Source organism: Methylobacterium sp. P1-11 (assembly GCF_008329595.1).
In the GTDB taxonomy this organism is placed as follows: domain Bacteria; phylum Pseudomonadota; class Alphaproteobacteria; order Rhizobiales; family Beijerinckiaceae; genus Methylobacterium.
In genome coordinates this window covers 1-18316 of sequence record NZ_NPKS01000048.1, presented here as the reverse complement: position 1 = coordinate 18316, position 18316 = coordinate 1, and the positions used below count along the sequence as shown (strand labels likewise).

Annotated in this window: 17 protein-coding genes; 9 read left to right on the top strand and 8 right to left on the bottom strand. The window is 64.4% G+C overall.

The genetic code is table 11. The features are described from left to right. Positions 1 to 44 precede the first annotated feature (44 nt). Genes CIW48_RS30125 through CIW48_RS30115 form a run of 3 tightly spaced genes read left to right on the top strand, consistent with a single transcriptional unit; the run spans position 45 to position 3136 of the window. Complete coding sequence (locus CIW48_RS30125; RefSeq protein WP_149314080.1) at positions 45 to 761, top strand: SDR family oxidoreductase; 717 nt, start codon at positions 45 to 47, stop codon at positions 759 to 761. Positions 762 to 808: 47 nt separating this feature from the next. Next, positions 809 to 2140, top strand: a complete 1332-nt coding sequence (locus CIW48_RS30120) for an LLM class flavin-dependent oxidoreductase (protein ID WP_149314079.1) — start codon at positions 809 to 811, stop codon at positions 2138 to 2140. A 48-nt stretch (positions 2141 to 2188) separates the two neighbouring features. Then, complete coding sequence (locus tag CIW48_RS30115; RefSeq protein ID WP_149314078.1) at positions 2189 to 3136, top strand: LysR family transcriptional regulator; 948 nt, start codon at positions 2189 to 2191, stop codon at positions 3134 to 3136. A 20-nt stretch (positions 3137 to 3156) separates the two neighbouring features. Here the strand turns inward: CIW48_RS30115 and CIW48_RS30110 are convergent, their stop codons facing one another. From CIW48_RS30110 to CIW48_RS30095, 4 genes are all read right to left on the bottom strand, one after another. Continuing rightward, the gene (locus CIW48_RS30110; protein ID WP_149314077.1) at positions 3157 to 3567 is read right to left on the bottom strand and encodes a hypothetical protein; all 411 of its coding nucleotides are present in this window, start codon (positions 3565 to 3567) and stop codon (positions 3157 to 3159) included. Positions 3568 to 4084: 517 nt separating this feature from the next. Continuing rightward, positions 4085 to 5035, bottom strand: coding sequence for a DMT family transporter (locus CIW48_RS30105; RefSeq protein WP_149314076.1), 951 nt, complete (start codon positions 5033 to 5035; stop codon positions 4085 to 4087). A 58-nt stretch (positions 5036 to 5093) separates the two neighbouring features. Continuing rightward, on the bottom strand, positions 5094 to 5567 hold the full coding sequence (locus CIW48_RS30100; RefSeq protein ID WP_149314075.1) for a GNAT family N-acetyltransferase: 474 nt from the start codon (positions 5565 to 5567) through the stop codon (positions 5094 to 5096). Between the two features lie 286 nt (positions 5568 to 5853). Continuing rightward, positions 5854 to 6324, bottom strand: a complete 471-nt coding sequence (locus tag CIW48_RS30095; protein ID WP_149314074.1) for a hypothetical protein — start codon at positions 6322 to 6324, stop codon at positions 5854 to 5856. 554 nt (positions 6325 to 6878) lie between these two features. Here CIW48_RS30095 and CIW48_RS30090 point away from each other — a divergent pair. Next, positions 6879 to 7187, top strand: a complete 309-nt coding sequence (locus tag CIW48_RS30090) for a hypothetical protein (RefSeq protein ID WP_149314073.1) — start codon at positions 6879 to 6881, stop codon at positions 7185 to 7187. A 77-nt stretch (positions 7188 to 7264) separates the two neighbouring features. On the opposite strand, the gene CIW48_RS34655 is transcribed toward CIW48_RS30090, so the two are convergent. Further along, a complete protein-coding gene (locus CIW48_RS34655) occupies positions 7265 to 7399 on the bottom strand; it encodes a hypothetical protein (protein ID WP_281407405.1) in 135 nt (44 codons plus the stop codon). Between the two features lie 1558 nt (positions 7400 to 8957). Between CIW48_RS34655 and CIW48_RS30080 the strand changes: the two genes are divergently transcribed. The 3 genes from CIW48_RS30080 to CIW48_RS30070 all read left to right on the top strand — a co-directional run bounded on the left by CIW48_RS30080 (position 8958) and on the right by CIW48_RS30070 (position 10213). After that, positions 8958 to 9464 carry a DoxX family protein gene (locus CIW48_RS30080; protein ID WP_348645150.1) on the top strand — a complete coding sequence of 169 codons (507 nt, stop codon included), beginning with the start codon at positions 8958 to 8960 and terminating at the stop codon, positions 9462 to 9464. 71 nt (positions 9465 to 9535) lie between these two features. Continuing rightward, positions 9536 to 9745, top strand: a complete 210-nt coding sequence (locus tag CIW48_RS30075; protein WP_149314070.1) for a hypothetical protein — start codon at positions 9536 to 9538, stop codon at positions 9743 to 9745. Between the two features lie 156 nt (positions 9746 to 9901). Further along, positions 9902 to 10213, top strand: coding sequence for a hypothetical protein (locus CIW48_RS30070; RefSeq protein ID WP_149314069.1), 312 nt, complete (start codon positions 9902 to 9904; stop codon positions 10211 to 10213). A gap of 1616 nt (positions 10214 to 11829) precedes the next feature. On the opposite strand, the gene CIW48_RS30055 is transcribed toward CIW48_RS30070, so the two are convergent. Then, entirely contained in the window at positions 11830 to 12198 is a 369-nt protein-coding gene (locus CIW48_RS30055) for a hypothetical protein (protein ID WP_149314066.1), read from the bottom strand. 1540 nt (positions 12199 to 13738) lie between these two features. Next, complete coding sequence (locus CIW48_RS30045; RefSeq protein ID WP_149314064.1) at positions 13739 to 15940, bottom strand: ATP-dependent RecD-like DNA helicase; 2202 nt, start codon at positions 15938 to 15940, stop codon at positions 13739 to 13741. Between the two features lie 254 nt (positions 15941 to 16194). On the opposite strand from CIW48_RS30045, the gene CIW48_RS30040 reads away from it, so the two are divergent. Next, positions 16195 to 16767 (top strand): MucR family transcriptional regulator, encoded by a 573-nt coding sequence (locus tag CIW48_RS30040; RefSeq protein WP_246695487.1) that lies wholly within the window; start codon positions 16195 to 16197, stop codon positions 16765 to 16767. A gap of 239 nt (positions 16768 to 17006) precedes the next feature. Here the strand turns inward: CIW48_RS30040 and CIW48_RS30035 are convergent, their stop codons facing one another. Continuing rightward, entirely contained in the window at positions 17007 to 17363 is a 357-nt protein-coding gene (locus CIW48_RS30035; RefSeq protein WP_149314062.1) for a hypothetical protein, read from the bottom strand. A gap of 513 nt (positions 17364 to 17876) precedes the next feature. Here CIW48_RS30035 and CIW48_RS30030 point away from each other — a divergent pair. Continuing rightward, positions 17877 to 18116 (top strand): hypothetical protein, encoded by a 240-nt coding sequence (locus tag CIW48_RS30030; RefSeq protein WP_149314061.1) that lies wholly within the window; start codon positions 17877 to 17879, stop codon positions 18114 to 18116. Positions 18117 to 18316: the final 200 nt, after the last annotated feature.

Genomic DNA, 18316 nt, shown 5'->3' with positions numbered 1-18316 from the left:
TGAAGGATGACACGCCTGCCGATCCAGGGAACGGGAGAACGCCGATGACGACGCAGACGCTGAAAGGTCAACGCTTCCTGGTCGTCGGCGGGAGCTCCGGGATCGGCCTGGCCATCGCGGCGGCGGCCCTCGCGGCCGGCGCCGAGGTCACGGTCGCCTCCCGCTCCAAGGAGAAGCTGGACGCTGCCATCGGCGCGCTGGGAGGAGCCAGCGCCGCCGTGCTGGACACCGGCGACGCCGCGGGCATCGAGCGCTTCTTCGCCGATCAAGCTCCCTGGGACCACATCGCGGTCTCGGCGGCCGAGACGGCGCGGGGGCCCGTCCGACAGTTGGACCTCGATGCCGCGAAGGCGGCCATGGAGAGCAAGTTTTGGGGGGCCTACCGGATCGCCCGGTCCATGCGGCTCCGAGAGGGTGGCACGCTGACCCTCATCTCGGGCTTCATGAGCGAGCGGCCCCAGGCCGCCGCCCCGCTCCAGGGCGCCATCAATGCGGCGCTGGAAAGCCTGGCCCGCGGGCTGGCGCTCGAACTCGCGCCCACCCGGGTGAACACCGTCTCGCCCGGCCTGATCGAGACGCCGCTCTGGTCGCGCATGCCGGAGAAGGATCGGGCCGCGATGTATGCCGGGGCGGCCGAGAGGCTGCCTGCGCGGCGTGTGGGCCAGTCCGAGGACATTGCCAACGCGGTGATGTTCCTCGCGACCACTCCGTTCGCGACGGGTTCGAACGTCCGTGTCGATGGCGGCGGCACCATCGCCTGACGACCCGTCGGCCGAGAGCCTCGACCATCGCGACAGGAGCGCCCCGTATGAGCCGTGAGCGCCGCATGCATCTAGGGGCCTTCATGCGCCCGGTCGGCATCCACACGGCTTGGTGGCGGTACCCGGGCAGCTACCCGGACGCGAACTTCAACTTCGAGCACCTCGCCCACTTCGCCCGCCGGTTGGAGGCGGCCAAGTTCGACGCGTTCTTCATGGCCGACCACTTGGCGGTGATGAACATGCCGATGGCGGCGCTCCGTCGCTCGGCGACCGTGACTTCGTTCGACCCGCTGACCCTGCTGCCGGCTCTGGCCGTACTCACGGAGCGCATCGGCCTGATCGCTACGGCATCCACGACCTACAACGAGCCGTACCACGTCGCCCGCAAGTTCGCCTCGCTCGACCACATCTCGAAGGGGCGCGCGGGCTGGAACCTCGTCACCTCCCACAACCCCGACGAGGCCCTGAACTTCGGACGCGACGAGCACCTGGGGCACGCCACCCGCTACGCCCGCGCCCGCGAGTTCTTCGACGTGGTCACCGGCCTGTGGGACTCCTTCGCCGACGACGCCTTCAAGATGGACCAAGCGAGCGGCCTGTTCTTCGACCCCGGGCGGATGCGCGCGCTGGACCACCGGGGCGAGCACTTGAAGGTGAAGGGCCCGCTCAACGTCGCCCGCCCCGTGCAGGGCTGGCCGGTCATCGTGCAGGCCGGCGCCTCCGAGGCGGGCCGGCAGATCGCGGCCGAGACCGCCGAGATGGTGTTCGGCTCAAGCTCGAACTTGGAGGCGGCGCAAGCCTTCTACGCCGACGTGAAGGGCCGGATGCCCGCCCTGGGCCGGGATCCCGACCACCTCAAGATCCTGCCGGCCTGCGTGGTGTTCCTCGGCGAGACGGAAGCCGAGGCCCAGGCCAAGCGCGAGCGCCTCGACGACCTCGTCCATCCCGACAGCGGCCTCGCCAACCTCTCCGTGCGCCTCGGCGTCGACGCCACCGGCTTCGAGCTCGACGCACCGCTCCCCGACCTACCCGAGACCAACGCCAGCAAGAGCAACCAGGCGCAGATCGTCGATTACGCCCGCCGGACCGGCGCCACGGTGCGCGAGCTCGCCCGCAAGGTCGGCGGCTACGGCGGCCTGCACATGGTCGGCACGGCGGCCAAGGTCGCGGACCAGATGCAGGAATGGCTGGAGACTCGCGGCTGCGACGGCTTCAACGTCATGTTCCACACCGTCCCGGAGGGGCTGGACGACGTCGTCGACCGTCTCGTGCCCGAGCTGCAGCGGCGAGGCCTCTTCCGGGCCGACTACGAGGGCACGACCCTGCGCGACCACCTTGGCCTCCCACGCCCGGCCAACCGTCACTTCGCGCTGGGCTGAGGCGGCTTCGGTCGCCACGACCGGGTCGGCGGCGGGGCGGGACGAACCATGACCATCAAGCATCGCGAACTCGCCGACATCGACCTGAACCTGCTGGTGGCCCTTGACGCCCTGCTGACCGAGCGCAGCGTCACGCGTGCGGCGGCCTACCTCGGCATCGGGCAGTCGGCGATGAGCAGCACCCTCGGGCGCCTCAGGAAAGTGCTCGGCGACGAGTTGCTCACGCGTGCTCCCGACAGCATGCGGCTCACCCCCCGCGCCATGGCGTTGGCGGAGCCCGTCCGGGCGGCGGTGCGCCAATTCCAGTGCATCGTCCTGCGGGAGGACACGTTCGATCCCGCCACGGTCGAGCGGACATTCACGCTCGCCGTCCCCGGCAGCGTCGAGGCCCACTTGATCCCCCGGTTGCTGGCCTTCCTCGGCCGCGAGGCGCCCGGCGTCTGGCTGACCCTGCGCGCCCTCGATTATGCCACCGTGCAGGACGAGCTCGATGCCGACCAGATCGACCTGGGCATCGGGATCATCACCGAGGGGCAGGCCCATCACAAGCTCCGGGCCCTCTACCGCTTCGGCTACCTCTGCCTCTTCAATCCCGACCTCCTCGGGGTCACCTCGCCGCTCTCGCTCGACGACTACCTGCGGTTCCCGCACATCATGACGAGCATGACAGGCGCGGACCGTGGCGTGGTCGACGTCGCCCTGGAAGCCATCGGCAAGCGACGCAGGCTCGCGGCAACGACGCCACGGTTCACGACCGTGGCGTTCCACGTCCAGGCCGCCCCGGTGATCACCACAATGGTCGACGAGCTCGCCCTCAGCTTCGCCGCGCAGCTCGGGCTCGCCACCAGCCCGGTGCCGGTGCACCTCGACGAGTTCACCATCTCGATGGTCTGGCATTCGTCCTACGACCATGACCCCGCGCACCGGTGGCTGCGCGAGGTCATGGTGCGTCTGGGGAGGGAGGCGGCGCGGGATCATCCCGACGCCGCCCTGTGAGGACGGCGACGGGACGACGATCAAAGCGAGCCCAACCTGACGTTTCCGACGCTAGCCTCGGCGGTGACAGGGGCGGCGGGCAGCCACCGCACCACGCCCGCCGTCGCGAAGCCACCCTGGCGCAGTACGCCGGCGGCGTCCGACGCGATGCTCGGGTTCCGGTAGGCGACGGTGACGACGCCCGGCACCTTGAACGTCTCGGCCTCGGCCACCGCAGGGCGGGCGGCTTTCCACCGGGTGACGGACGGGACCAGCAGCCCGCCCTGCCGGTGGACGTCGGCGGCGTTCAACGCCACGTCGGGCTGGTGGTAGGCACCACCGACGACGGCGGGGATGCTGAAGGTACCCTGGGCGGGCTCGGCGACGGCCGGGGCAAAGGTCCCGAGCGTCAGGGTCAGGGCGGCGGCGAGTGCGGCTGAACGGTAGGTCATCTTTCGGTCCTCAAGGGGCGACTGGCTGCGCCGTCGTTCGGTGAGGAGAAGATGCGCCTATCGATTTCATTGAACAAACAGATGGAATCGATAGCCAACATCGACATCGTCAATAATTCACTGGCCAGAACGAACCGCGTGGGGGGCTGTGGAACGAGGATGATAGAGTGCGAATGAGGACGGCGTGCTGGTCCATCGCCGCTCTAGTCTTCGTGATGCCACTTATCAGGCGAGGCTCCAAAGAGGTCCGACCATCCGACGGCACCAAGGGTCGCCGAACGGCCGAGATGGGACCAAGCCGCCGACTTGTACGACCAAATTGAACGTCCGCTATTCCAACGCCGGCCTTCGAAAGCAGACCAGCCGGAAACCACCCTGAGCTGCCCTTGCGGAGGCGACCCATACCGGTCGTGTCGATGGCCGTCGCCGCTTCCTGCAAGCGGCCGTTCGTCGGCCGTCCGTAACTTCGGGTGGGAAACAGAGCCCCGGGGATGCCGCGCGAAGGTCGGCGTGGCGGTCATCTTGGAGGCGGCGATGCGCGCCCTTGGCCGATTGTGCCAAGGGCGATGCCAGTTAAGATGATTGCTGCGGCGAGGATGAGGATGGGATCGAGACCCTCGCGAAGGATAACCGCTGATAGCCCTATCCCGAGAGCCGGCGTAGCCAGGACACCGAGTGAGGCTGTGGCAGCGGGCACCCGGCGACCCACTACCGTCATGGCCCAGAAGCCGAGCGCCGTGCCGATCACGCCATTATAGCTGAGCGCCAAGAGGGCAGGTGTGCTCACCCGACCAAGGGCGGGTGGCGCACCCTCGATAAAACACGCGAGGGTCGCGAGCACCATCGTGGCCAGCAGACACTGCCAGGGCATGAGTTGAAGTGGTGTCGCCACCCAGCGGTGGGCACGGGTGTAGACGATGCTGACCGACCAGCAGAGGGCCGCGACGAGCAGCAATCCTTGGCCGAGGAGAGCCTGCCTGTTCGCCCAATCCAGGCTCGCAGGCCCGAAAAGCAGCAGCAGACCTGCTAAGCCGACAACAAGGCCAACCGCCTGCCGGGTTGAGATGCGTTCGCCGAGGAAAAGGAAGGCAGCGGGTGCTACCCAGAGAGGGGTCGTGTAGCCCAGCACGATGGCCCGACCAGCAGGAACAAGCGCCAACCCTGCGGTCATAAACGCCGCGAAAGCGGTCATGTGGAAGAGCGAGATCGTCAGCAATACGGGCAGGTCAGCGCGCGGGGGGAGCCGAAGCTGCTTGGTGGCTAGCAAGGAGGGGAAGAGCACGAGGGCGGCCAGCACCGTGCGGATGGTAACCGCCCATAGCGGCCTAACCTCCTGCACCGCCAGCTTCATGACAATCCAGTTGAGGCTCCAGGCAACCACTACGAATGCGAAGAGCCCAAATGTAAATAGAGCGGATCCTGAGGCAGTGTCTCTCGGCGAAAGAGCCGATGACGATATCGTTTTCATAAGACGTGCTCTGTCCGGAAGCTCCAATTGCTGAGCCGCCTTTGATTGCAGAAAAATTCTATTTGTTGCCGAGCATTTTGCGATACTGAACGAAGCCGCTGCGATCTGCGACCTTGTCGTAAAGCAGCATCGCGGCTTGGTTTGTCTCATGCGTCAGCCAATAGACGCGAGAGCAGTCCATCCTGTCTGCTTCTTGATAGACATGCTCAATCAACCGCCTGCCGGTGCCAAGGCCTCTGCCGTCTTCGGTCACGAACAGATCTTGTAGGTAGCAGTAGTTGCCGATTGTCCATGTCGAGCGGTGAGGAAGGTAGTGGACTAGACCTACAGCAGCACTCTCTTCGTTGAACGCGAGCGCGCCATACACAGCCTCGTTCGCGTCGAGTAAGCGCATCCAAGTACTCTGCGTGACCTCATCCGAAATCGATGCCTTGTAAAACGTCAGATAGCCTTTCCAAAGGGGCAGCCAATTGGCGTAATCGTCCGAACAGACAGGGCGAATTTTTAGTTCGGACGACTGTGGACTAGCCATCTTGTTGATCCCGCCACGGCGGCATACGCCGCATCGCGTTCCTGTTAAGGCTGTGTGGTCCTTGTTCCAGATCCAGTTTTCGAGTTTTGACTAGACCACTTTGCTCTAGGTCCGCTTTCCGATAGCGGGATGGGGCATTGCGGCCCAGCAGCTCGAAGGTTCGGGTTGGGTCGGGAACAGGCACGGAGACAATGTCCGCTTCCATGAATTGCCGACCGGAAGCGGACCGGCGGAAATCCACCCATTGCAGACCCAGCGACGAAGCTTGGCGACGAATCTCGGCTCTCTACAACCCTGACGTGGTGGCGCTCCGCTGCGGGCGCTCCCGCTTCCGCACGATCCGAGCGCGATCCCGAAGCGTGATCTCGTTCGTCGGCCATTCCAGGCAGGCCGCCTCAAACGCCGCGATCGCCACGGTGAGCGGGTAGATGGTGGCGAGGTGCAGCTCGATGTTGCCGCCGGTCTCGCGCCAGACCTCGACCGTGTAAGGGACGCCCGGAGGAACCGGTGGGATCTGCTTCGCGGGCGGCGGCAGCGTGATCGCGGCGAGGCACAGGTGCGCGTATTTCCGCGCGGGCGGCGCTCCGGGCGGGCGCTGGTAGCGGCACGAGGCCGTCAGGTGCCGAAGTAGGTCGAGCGTCGAGATGTCGGCCCCGTAGCGGCCGATCAGGCTTGCGACAGTGTAGCGGCCCGAACGCTCGCAGGTGGCGCAGTCAACGTACACCCGACCGGGCCCCGCATCCCCCAGGCGCCCCATTCTGGTGGCCCTCCGCTCGCGAACGAATACGGAACAAGCCTGAGGCGGAGGCTTCCTTCAAGGTGCCGGCGCCGACGATCTTCGCGACCGGTGGACAAATGTGAATGGCCGCCGATTTCAGCTGCCGCAGCATTAGTTTGCGCGGGAATCGCTGTTGGATCCGAGCAGGCTTATGATCAAACCATCGACTAGTTCGACCTCCTGGTCGCCACGAAGAAGCGGCACGCGGCCGAGGATGAGGGGCGACGCAGCGGGCTAGCGAGTGACTGCTAGATCAGAAGGCCCGCAGGCCAGACAGTGAGCCTGACAGCAATAACTAATCGAAAACTATAGACTACTAACTACGAACAGAGGCGTGGCCATTATCTTATTTTGCAGGAATCGAGTCATACGAGGAACTCGTGAGTTTCGCGCGGGTATAGCAGACCAACATGCGTTTCATTAAGCTAAGTTTCGTTGCTGTAGTCACGGCAACGGGTGTGGCTGTGTCGGCCTGTAGTTCGTCCATCCCAGAATGTTCAAGCTCGGACAGCTTGTCTGCCGTTCGAGGATTGATGAAGAAATTCTACAGCGGCAACATGTCAGGCGTGATGTTCGACCTCGACAAGTCGACTTTCTCCATCGTGGACGTCATCACAAAGGATTCTAGTCCGCGCGCTGTCGTTTGCACGGCCGAGGTCACTACTAATTTCGTTCCGAAGACCGACGCTCAGCTCGGCGATCCCAAGCTGGTGGGCGGGCGCAACGCTGCGCTGATGCTGATCTCAATGGCGGGCCCAGACGCGACGAAGAAGCGGATTCGGTGGACCAACGAGCTGACGGACGACGGCAAGGTCTCGGTCGAGATCACCAACATGGAATAAGAGGAGCTCCGGCTGCGCTGATAGCGATCCGGCGCAGCCGAAGAATGACCGGTCCGGTATATGCCGGGATCGAACATCTAGCCGCGCCCCTTGGCCGCGTACTCCCAGACCGGCGGGCCCCAGGTCTGCCCGGGCTTCGTCCGGTAGCCGGAGAAGCGGTCGAACACGATTCGGTCGGGGTCGACGGCGATCACCGGGTCCCCGCCGACCATCAAGGCACCGAGCTTTCTGATCGACCAGCCCGCCGCGGGTCTTCGCGGATGCGGCGGCTTGCGTGGATTGGCCCAAGACGCATCGTAATGGGGTAACTAGCGCCTTCCCCTATCCAACTGTTCGATCATGGTGACAGCGTCTTCGCTGCTTGACGTTGATCTACCGCAATCGGAACGGGAAACGTGCCCGGCACCGGCACGGCGAGGCGTGCTCGGACAGGCGCTCGCTCTGGTAGCGCCAGGAGGCGACGGCAGGCGGGAGGTCGGACATGGCGGCGGGGAATGATTGCCGGCCCGCTAACCGTTTGCTCGGCCCCGCCCCGATCTGCTCACGGGGCGGGGGAGCCCCTGATCAGCCTAACGGTAGTAGCCGCCGCACACGAGATGACCGTTCTGGTTGCTTACGCCCGTTCCACCACAACGGGACGCAAAGATCCGGCTCCAGCGAGCACCACCGTACCTGTCACCGCAGAGTGCGGTGAGGTATGGACCTTCCATATGGATGCGGTGGCAGCTCGCCGCATAGGAGCCGCCGGGGAAGGCGAAAGCTGGAACGCAGCCTAGCGACGAGAAAATCGCAACTCCAACAAGCCGTCTGCGCATGTGAATGTTGCCTAAGCTAGTGTTTCTAGATCGCGGACCGGATTCAGTGGCTTAACGACAGCAGAACGAGAATACAGTTTCTCCGTCGCCTCAAACTAGCCCCAGCGTCCATGCCAATGACGATGCCCGAAACCGTAGCCATGACGGTGCCAACCGCCGTAGCCATATCCCCATCTATGAAAACGCCCACCGAAGTGGCGTCCGTATCCATAACCACCATAGCGGTTGCCATACCAAACGTTCTCGACCGCTGTGACGGGGGTGGGGACGGCCCCGATACCGATCTGTACGGCGGAAGCCGGGAGCGGAATCATAAGCAGGGTAGCCCCAAACAAATTAGCGGCAAGCACCGGAACTTTGAGCAAGGGATCTCTCCTAGTAGATGTTGAAGCTGATGGCCTCACGTCCAAGCTCTATTGGGTCTATCGTGCTGAGTTGTTACGAACCGGCTTGAAAAGAGTTACTATTGTAATCGTCGAGTCTGGAGACGAAAAAGCCCGCCACGGCGAACCGGGCGGGCTATGAAAATATGAATGGCCGTAGAGAGGACCGGGCCGAGCAATGGCCTGTTGTTTCTTATTCGTGATTCCCGCGACGGTGCGGTGACAGCCGAGTTGGATCGCTCCGGGGACCGTGAGAGCGCTGACCTGATCCACGAAAAAGCCCCGCGCGGCGGTGCCGGCGGGGCTGAAGGTGGGTCTGCTTCGGGGGATGCAGTGGCTGGTGTTTAGCCAGCTTGCCCATGATCGCGCCATTCGTCTCTCGACATGCCGGCCACGCGCGTCTCGTCGATCACAACGGCGTTACGCTTGCATAACGTGAAACCGCGCGCCCCCTTGCTGCGAACAGCCCAGGTCACGGAAGCCGCTCGCTCACCCATTTCGGGACCGGCTCCGTCAATCCGGGAGCTGCATCCGTGCCACTTGCTGACAGAGTTCGAAACTCGACGGCCGCCATCCTAGCTGGCACGTCGTACCTCACCGCTTGGGCGCCCATACCAATCCGGCTGATCGTCGGATACGGTTTCATGGAACACGGGCTCGCCAAAGCCGCGCGTGGCTTAGACGCCTTCCCATCTCTCTTGCACGCGATTGGCGTGCCCGCCCCCTACATGATGGGAGTCCTCACGATCCTGGTAGAGATCGTGGGCGGGTTCTGCGTTCTGATCGGCGCCCTGGTGCCGCTCGCAAGCCTGCCTATGGCCATCGTTCTGCTGACGGCGATGTTCACCGTCCATTGGCAGTACGGCTTCAGCTCGATCAAGTTGCAGGCGATCACGTCCGCCGGGGCGCAATTCGGCCCCCCCGGCTTCGAGACCGACCTGCTTTACCTGGCAGGCTTGGCATCGCTGGTGATCGGCGGTTCGGGACCGTTTTCGGTGGACCGGTTCTTGGCAGGTCGCCTGAGCAGCCCAGAACCTTCAGTCGCTGATTCGGTCCCAAACGCGCGTCGCGGCTACTGACGTGGCGTAGCGCTCTAATGAAATAGTCCCGCACGGCAACGCTGGCGAGGTCGAAGACTAGGAGGCCGGAGATGATCAAAATCCATCAGGCCGAAAATGGCTTCGTGGTGGTCGAGCAGGACGGCCGGCTACCCGGCTTCTACGCGACTGAACAAGCGGCTCGAAAGGCGGCTCAGATGCCGTCGGAAACGCTACAAGCCATTCAAAACCGCAAGAACGAGGAGGCTGGTGGGACCGGTGGTGTGATCACCGATGCTGATCTGGCTGAAGCTGAGGAGTAAGCGGGCACGAAAAAACCGCCGCGGCCGGAGCCGGGCGGTTGAAGGTGGTCTCACCGTGAGCTTGGTAGACCCAGGGGAGGCGGCAAGGTTCCGGACGCCTGAAACGACGAAAGCCGCCCTGCCCGAAGCTGGGGCGCTCATGGCAACGAAGCCGGCTTGAAGCGGCCGGATATCGCCTCCGCTCGGCCCGTCCCGATCTGCTCACTGGGCGGGGCGGAAGTCGGCCATTCGCATGTGGCGTATGTGCATCCGGAGTTCGAAGCCAATCCCGGCCTGGAAGCCGATGCACCACGACTGGACGTCGGCCGCCCTTACCCCGGCCTGCTTTTGCCCTTCGGCCACGACGATCTCGACTGCCTCCAGCCGGCGCATGACGCCCTGAAGGCCATCCGTCTCAGGACGTGCCGACCGGATCATCTCTCTCGCTGCGAGTCGGCCAGCCTTCTGGCCGCGGGCGACGGCAGGTAGCGATTTGCTATGCCGCGGCATAAGTCTCGACGGCCTCACCAGTGAAAGCCGGTACGCAACGCGGCTCGGTAACAGAATGGCCGGGGGCGGTTACCGCGCCGTGCGGCCGTCGATCGCGAGACCGTCCCAGTCTAGGATCGGCGGCTCAAGCGGCGCCGCTGGTGTGCATTTGACGAGCATCGCCAGCATCTCAGAGCGTGAGCTGAGCATCGCGGCCGGGGGCTCCCCCGTGATGAGGCGCCAGCGTTCGACAAAGACGGCGACAGGCAGATCGGCCACTGCATCTGCGCTAGACGTCAGGCCGTCCTCTGGCGTCTGCTGGCGTATGGTCATGGGGCCCAGGACGGACGCGGCGGTTATTCGGTCCCTCTCATCCACTCGAGTGGTGAATGACGCGTTGCCGCCAGGACCTTCGAAAAAGCCCGCGCCGGCGGACCAGGCGGGCTGGAGGGACCGAGATCTCAGCCGAGGCTCTCGACAGAAGCTCAACGATCCTTCGTCTTCGTCGTGCGCGAATCCTGCGTCCTGTTCCCATCGTCGGCGGGTGAGGCTCCCGGAACGCCAGTGTTGCCTGAGCCTCCTCCTCTCTCTCCACCCTTCATCTGCTCACCTTGATGCATACGCTGTTCGCCCGAGCCAGACGGGGCAGACCCAGGAGTTGATCCCCCGGTGGCGCTTTGTGCGGAAGCCAAGGTGGTGGCGCCCAAGAGGAGCGATGAGGCAAAGGTGACGATACGAGCGGCTTGCATGATGCTGTCCCTATCTAGTTAATTTGGGAAAGCAAAGCAGATTGTACATTGTTCCGAGTTCGATCACGAGAATGAACCCGAGAACTTATATAAACTCCTTATACTTATTGCCTTAATCGGCAGGACTATTGCCAGTTTTACCCATGCGACACTTGAGCAAGCCAGCGCGGATTGCGCGAACGTCGGTCGTTCTTGGTCCGACCCAGTTGCGGTTGTTCCACACCGAGGGTCATCAGAAGCCTGAAACAAATAAGCCGCCGCGGCCGGTTCTGAGGCCCGCGGGGCGGTGCGAGGCAGAATAGACGCGGTGCCGGCCATTCGCTCGGCCCCGCCCCGATCTGCTCACGGGCGGGGGGAGTGTCTGGTGGCGGCTACCGAGCCGCGCCGTCGCCGCTTACTCAACTGCTTCTGGATGCCGCGTCGCTACCCCTTGATAATGCAGCGGCCTCAAAGGGCAGCCATCATGTCCGCGGCGGTGCGCAGACGCCAAGCGCCGAAGCGAGCCGTAGGTGCCCAGGATGATCACACGCCCATGGCACGCCGGGCAGCGCTTCAGGCTATCACGGTGACGGAGCTGAGCCTCGTCGAGGCTCACCGAGCGCCAAGCGCCATCCACCTTCACTTCGCATGTCTGATCCGGGGACGCCGACATGCCCAACCATGGCCCGTCGGCTGATCGATCGCCAGGGCAGTACAGCCACACACGTCGACTGCTCTGCTTCGGCTGGATCTGCTCAAGGGCGGGCGAGCGTCCGATCTCATCAGCGAGGATGAGGCCGACTTCGAGCCACGTTGAAGCCGACTGCGAAGCCCAAGGCGCCGTCCTCAACCCGCTAGCGGTCCTGCGCAGGACTGCGCTGTCATGGTTCACCCGAGCCAATCGATGAAGATGAGAACGCCCACAGGACTCGCGAAAGCACAGACAGCCATCGCGGTTTGAGTCAGTATCGCCGTCAGGCCCAGGAAGCGGAAGCGTCCCCGAGGCCAGAACTTCAGGCCCGCGAAGCCGAGTGCTACGGAAACGCACAGTGGCGCCGAGTACCGCCCGACGTCCGGAACCTTCGACCACTCGAACCCCGGCGTCGAGTAATCCATGAACGCTATGGAAAGTAACGACAACAGCAGAGTGTTCCAGACGAGATAGGCCGTCGATAGCATGCCCACGAACCATGTGAGTTTCATCATCGGCGCCTTGCCGGAAGCGCCGTTGAAGCCTTCGCTCTCGCCGGACGCCATCTTGCTCTCAACGCTGGTCATTGGAGCGCCCCAGGTCGCTTGATCGGGCGGACCATTGATCCCGCATATTACCGCCCGACGGCGTCCGCTGAGTACACCACGGAACACCACAGCCAAGTGCCGGATCGCACCGCCTTCGCTGGGGGCGAAGGCTCACGGGTCGTATGTGCGAACGGTATAATCGCCAACGCTTTAGCAGGCTGACCTCCGATCTCACCAGCGTGTGAGCCGAGCCGACACGCGACTTGGCTCGCTGGCAAGATGGTCGGCGGCGGTTACTGGGCGGTGGCGGCGGCCCATTCGCGCGCACGTCGATCGCCCTGGAACCAGTTTTCGGCGCCCTCATTTATCTCGTATTGAGTTTACGGGAGCCACAAATGCTGCGACTGCTGGAAGTCCATGATGGCACGTATGCTATCTATTTCGGCGAGCAGGAGTTGATTGCGGGGCTCAATTATCGCCAAGCGGTCCGCTTCGCCCTCAGGTCACACCTTCTACCGCAACGGTAGGAGCCGGCTGAGGCGCCGGCGCGCACGAAAAAGCCCGCGCCGGCGGACCGGGCGGGCTGAGGTAGGTGACACCCGCTGCGTCCGGCGAACGTCGTCTGAGACAGCACCACTACTTAGCGCAAAGAGAAGCCCGCCGCGGCGCAGCGCCGGGCGGGCTGAGGGCAGATCCTTGAGATGATGCGCGACCGTATGTGTTGTCGCCCGAGATGCTCAGCCGCCGCCGCCGTTCCCTGCGCCGCCGCCGCTACCGCCTATCGACCGCGATCCGCGAGAAGGCTGACCTGCATTGCCGCCTGCGGCGGAGCTCGACGAACCGCGGCCGCCGGTATTGTTTGTGATGGGGACGCCGGTCCTCTTGGCCGACTTCATGTGGCGTGATCGCGCGTCGGCGGTCGTGGTCGTCTGCGCCATAACGAAGGATGACAGGGCTACGGCGCACGCGCCAAGCAGGAGCTTCTTCACGGCAATTCTCCGATGCACTCGTTGCCGGACAACCCGTGATAGAAGCAATATATCCGTATCGCTCTTCCCGTCGTCCGATCTCCGCGCACCATCATCCACATGGGTCCGATGCCGGACGCGGGTCAGATCACGAAAAAGCCCCGCGCGGCGGTGCCGGCGGGGCTGAAGGTGCGCTCACAGTCTGCTGAATCGACGCGTGGACAAGCCATCGGTTCCTCGCCGCGCATCGGCGGCTTCGCGCTGCTCCGGCACGAAAAAACCGCCGCGGCCGGAGCCGGACGGTTTAAGGTGGTCTCCTCATGGAACCGGTCTACGCGCAAGCAGGCGCCGGGCATCCCGTCAGCCGGGCGGCCGTCACTGCCGACCCGCGACCCAGGCGCCAACGAACATGCTGATCGCGAGACTGATGCCGGCCCACATCATGGTCTCGCCGGGATGAATCAAAGCATCGGATCAGCGCAACCTGAGGCGCTGCGACGCACGCACCTGTGCTGCCACCGTGCCGCGCATCCTGAGCCAGGATCCGTCTGGGGTGGAGAGGCCCTATTCCGGTTCGATCGCCGTGAATTTTAAGGGCGCTGCGCCAGCCACTCCCTCAGCTTCGTCCAGCGGGGCTTCATCGTGCCACCGCGGACCGCGATAGCCACCGCCTTCCGCTGCCCGAGGAGCACCACGAGGCGCTTGCCGCGGGTCACACCCGTGTAGAGGAGGTTGCGCGCCAGCATCGTCCAGTGCTGCATGGCCAGCGGGATCACCACCGCGGGGTATTCCGATCCTTGCGATTTGTGGATGGTGGTGGCGTAGGCCGGCACCAGCGTGTCGAGTTCGCCGTAGGGATAGATCACCTCCCGCCCCTCGAACTCGACGATCACCGCGCCCTCGTCGTCATCGATGCGCGCCACGGTGCCGAGGTCGCCGTTGAAGACCTCCCGATCGTAGTCGTTCTGGCTCTCCATCACCCGGTCGCCGGGCGAGAAGCGCCAGCCGAACCGCTCCACCGAGACCGGCGGGTTCGGGTTCAGCACCGCCTGGAGTTCGTGATTGAGGTTGCGCGCGCCCAGCACGCCGCGTTGCATCGGGGTGAGCACTTGTACCTCCCGGACCGGATCGAGGCCGTACCGAGCAGGAATCCGACGCGTGACCACCTCGATCAGCGTCTGCACGGCCGGCTCGGGTTCGTCGATCTCGATCCAGTGGAAGTCGCTCTCGCTGCCGCGCGGTGCCGGCTCGGGCATCTTGCCCGCGTTGATCCGGTGGGCATTGACCACGATCCGGCTCTCGGCTGCCTGCCGGAACACCTCCGTGAGCCGCGCCACCGGCACGGCGCCAGAGGCGATCACGTCGGCCAGCACCTGCCCCGGCCCGACCGAAGGCAGCTGGTCGACGTCGCCAACGAGGAGCAGCGCGGCATGGTCGGGCACCGCCTTGGTCAAGGCGTTCATCAGCGGCACGTCGACCATCGAGGTCTCATCGATGATGAGCAGGTCACAGGAGAGAGGGTTGTCCTCGTTGCGCGAGAAGCCGCCGTGCTTGGGGTCGATCTCGAGAAGGCGGTGGAGGGTCTTGGCCTCCAGCCCGGTCTGCTCGCTCATCCGCTTGGCGGCCCGGCCGGTCGGAGCTGCGAGCAGCACCCGCACACCCTTGGCGCGCAGGATCCGCAGGATCGTATCGAGTGTCGAGGTCTTGCCCACGCCAGGGCCGCCGGTGACCACGGCGAGCTTGGCGCCTAGCACCAGCCGCACGGCCGCCTCCTGCGACGGCGAGAGCGTCTTGCCGGTCTTCTCCGCCACCCAGGGCAGGGCCCGGGCGAGATCGATCTCCGGCCAGGGCGGGCTGCCCGCCGCCCGGCGCCGGAGCCGCTCGGCGATGGCGCGCTCGGCAGCGTGCAGGCCGGCGAGGAAGATGCAGGCCTTGTCGCCGATGATGTCCTGGACGACCTCGCCGGTCTCCAGCACGTCGAGGAGTGCCGAGCGGATCAGCGGCGCCTCCACGCCGAGGAGTTCGACCGCCAGCGCCACGAGCTCCGCCATCGGCAGGGCGCAGTGGCCTGCATCGGTGGCAGTCTGCAGCGCGAAAGAAATCCCTGCCCGCAGGCGCTGCGGCGCCTCTTTGGTCAGGCCGAGCTTCATCGCGATCGCATCGGCGGTCTTGAAGCCGATTCCTCGGATGTCTCGGGCGAGCCGGTAGGGATCCTCCGTCATGACCGCGATGGCCTCGTGGCCGTAGGTCTTGAAGATCCGCACCGCCCGGGCTGTCCCGACCCCGTGGGCATGCAGGAACAGCATGATCTCGCGCACGGCCTTCTGCTCGGCCCAGCCGGCGACGATGCGGGCGGCGCGCTTAGGTCCGATGCCTTCCACCTCGGTGAGGCGGCCTGGCTCGGCCTCGATGATCTCGAACGTGCCTTCCCCGAAGGCCGCGACGATGCGCTTGGCCATAGCGGGGCCGATCCCGCGCATGTGGCCGGAAGCGAGGTACTTCTCGATGCCCTCGGTTCCCGTTGGCGGCGTAGCCTTGAGGGTGTCGGCCTTGAACTGCAGGCCATGCTGGCGGTCCGTGTGCCAGACGCCGGTGGCAGTGATCCACTCGCCGGCGCTGATCGCGGGGGCGTGGCCGATCACCGGCACGAGGTCGCGCTTGCCGCGCGCCTGGACCTTGAGCACGCAGAAGCCGGTCTCCGGACTGTGGAAGGTGACGCGCTCGATCGTGCCAGCGAGAGCCTCGACAGGCTGACCGCGTTCGAACTGCTGCGGCCGCCCCCGCTCGGTCATAGGATGCGTCCAGAAGGCTTATCGGCGACTAGAGCCATCATCTCTATCACACAGGTCGCGACGCGGATGTTGCAGTGGTGAACAGATCGGCACAGTCAGCCAAAGCGGCAATGGCGACGCTTCACTGCGATGTCGTGATCACCAAGCTAATAATTTGTCGGAATACGGCGTAGTCCGCCAGAATTTCATGCATGAGTCCTTGACTAATACCGGCTCATCGCCGTTCGTTGCGCACGCACATGAAGGAGGCAAAAGTGGACGACAACACATCATTCGCCGGATCGGGGCAGCCCGATTTGATCGAACTCTCCGCCGACATCATCTCGGCGTACGTGGCCAACAACTCTGTTCCGGTGGCTGAGCTTCCGGGGCTCCTGTCCGGCATTCATGCTGCCCTCGCTGGGTTGGGCGGCAGTTCTGCTTCCGCCGAGCCGAGCGTTGAGAAGCCCACGCCTTCTCAGATCCGGAAGTCGATCACGCCGGACGCTCTGATCAGCTTCATTGACAGCAAGCCGTACAAGACCTTGAAGCGGCACCTCACCGGCAACGGCCTGACGATGGAAGAGTACCGCCAGCGCTACGGCCTGCCGCGCGATTACCCGTCCACGGCTGCCAGCTACTCGGCCCAGCGTTCCGCATTGGCAAAGAGTCTGGGTCTAGGCAACCAGCGGCGGAACGCGGCCGCGAAAGCAACGGCTGTCGACGAGACCATCACTGAGGCGCCGAAGGCCCGCGGCCGGAAGAAGGCTGCTGAGCCTGTGGCGGCGCCGGCCGAGAAGCCGGCCCGGGCCCGGAAGCCGAAGAAGGTCGCTGCTGCCGCCGAGTGAGGCGCAGCGCGTGCCAGAAGCCCTGGAGCACATCAGCGCCCGGGGCTCAATCGATTTCCCCTGTCCCACCGCTAGACCACACAATCGCTCAATCTTGCTGTCGCGCCAACGCGCGCCGAACGTGGAAAGCCGCTGGCCCAGTCTTTTATTAGCGCGAGGGATTGTGCAATGCACGACTTCTGCCACAGGCCCTTGAACGGATCGAGCGGCAAAGTCGACACCTCGATTACGCACGCGCTTTAATTCTTGAAGATCCGCACCGCGCCTTTTGAGAGCCCATCGCGCTGGTCGGTGCACCATTGTTGCTCTCCGACGTCCTTCACCTCGGCGTAGCGCCGCGCTAGCTCGTCCTTGAAGGCGGCATCGGCTCTTTCCCGACCAAGTACCTTGGTGGCCACGTCTCGCGTGGTCTGTGAAATCCGAAGCGCGGTCGTGCCGTCGATCGCATAGTGCTTGCCACAGAATGTGATGATGGCCGACTGCGCGCTGGAGGCGTGGAGCAAAGTTAAAGCCTGCTCCTCCGGCGTCTGCGCGTGAATCGGCGCCGCGTACACGCTGACAGCGAAAGCCAAGGCGACAGGGACTCGGCTGCGCATGGTCATCTCTCGGGCAGCTGCGCCGCCTGCCTTCGCCCGCGGTGCAACGGTGTGGAATGGCCATCGGTTGCGAAGACCTGGAGAATCATATCTGAGATGGCCTCGGGCGCCATGCCGCGGTCGCTCTGCGAAGCGCCCGGCTCGAAGCAGGCCTCTCATCCATCGTACTGGACAACACCTGGGTCACTCGTCAGTGCTCTTCAGAGCTGATCCGGCCTTTCAAAAACTGCGGCCGCGTTCCCGACGCCACCGGTGAACAGATCAAGGCGATCGGTCTCTTCAAGGATCCACATCAATCATCTTGGCGGCGATTGCTCACATGAAGGCGGCTGAAGCCCCGCGAGCCGACGGGATGACCATCGAACTGTGAAACGACGGCCGCGGCATGTGGCGCTGGCCGATGACGAGACGTTAACGACCGGCTACCTCATCACGCTGATTGTCGGCCTCGGCCTCATGGACCCGCTCAGCGGGCTGCAATAGGTCGCTGCCACGGCGAAAGAAGCACCGACAGTGTCCGAGTTGCGCAAGGCCGCCGAGGTCTCCGACCAGGAGATCGACGCCGCGGTCGATGCGGTGCTCGAGGTTCTCGCGTCTGAGGTCTATCGGCTCACGGAGGGCTGGAAGCTCGACTTGGTCGGAGCGATTGCTGGACGCAAGGCAGCCCAGGATGCGCTGCTCACCGACAAGCCGGCCTACAAGCGCAACATGGTCCGAACCGCGATCCTGCTGGCGCACCCGGTGAAGGGATGACGCCGCAGACGGCAACCGGGTGGATCTTGTTCGCTGCCATGTGGCTGCCGGGACCTATCCTCGGTTACTCGACATGCAATCTTTTCTCCGAGGTGTGGGACTCTGGAAATTCCAGTTGGAGTTGATAAGCTATCCCTGCGGCGGCTTCGCCGAAGAAGAGCAGCAATATCACTTCATGCTTGTGCATTTGAAGGATCAGA

What these genes read in the sequence shown, in the direction of transcription:
- CIW48_RS30090 (WP_149314073.1), top strand. Translation starts at nt 6,879, where the DNA reads ATGAAGAAATTCTACAGCGGCAACATGTCAGGCGTGATGTTCGACCTC.
- CIW48_RS30120 (WP_149314079.1), top strand. Translation starts at nt 809, where the DNA reads ATGAGCCGTGAGCGCCGCATGCATCTAGGGGCCTTCATGCGCCCGGTC.
- CIW48_RS30105 (WP_149314076.1), bottom strand. Translation starts at nt 5,035, where the DNA reads ATGAAAACGATATCGTCATCGGCTCTTTCGCCGAGAGACACTGCCTCA.
- CIW48_RS30035 (WP_149314062.1), bottom strand. Translation starts at nt 17,363, where the DNA reads ATGCGCAGCCGAGTCCCTGTCGCCTTGGCTTTCGCTGTCAGCGTGTAC.
- CIW48_RS30115 (WP_149314078.1), top strand. Translation starts at nt 2,189, where the DNA reads ATGACCATCAAGCATCGCGAACTCGCCGACATCGACCTGAACCTGCTG.
- CIW48_RS30095 (WP_149314074.1), bottom strand. Translation starts at nt 6,324, where the DNA reads ATGGGGCGCCTGGGGGATGCGGGGCCCGGTCGGGTGTACGTTGACTGC.
- CIW48_RS30110 (WP_149314077.1), bottom strand. Translation starts at nt 3,567, where the DNA reads ATGACCTACCGTTCAGCCGCACTCGCCGCCGCCCTGACCCTGACGCTC.
- CIW48_RS30100 (WP_149314075.1), bottom strand. Translation starts at nt 5,567, where the DNA reads ATGGCTAGTCCACAGTCGTCCGAACTAAAAATTCGCCCTGTCTGTTCG.
- CIW48_RS30055 (WP_149314066.1), bottom strand. Translation starts at nt 12,198, where the DNA reads ATGGCGTCCGGCGAGAGCGAAGGCTTCAACGGCGCTTCCGGCAAGGCG.
- CIW48_RS30075 (WP_149314070.1), top strand. Translation starts at nt 9,536, where the DNA reads ATGATCAAAATCCATCAGGCCGAAAATGGCTTCGTGGTGGTCGAGCAG.
- CIW48_RS34655 (WP_281407405.1), bottom strand. Translation starts at nt 7,399, where the DNA reads ATGGTCGGCGGGGACCCGGTGATCGCCGTCGACCCCGACCGAATCGTG.
- CIW48_RS30125 (WP_149314080.1), top strand. Translation starts at nt 45, where the DNA reads ATGACGACGCAGACGCTGAAAGGTCAACGCTTCCTGGTCGTCGGCGGG.
- CIW48_RS30045 (WP_149314064.1), bottom strand. Translation starts at nt 15,940, where the DNA reads ATGACCGAGCGGGGGCGGCCGCAGCAGTTCGAACGCGGTCAGCCTGTC.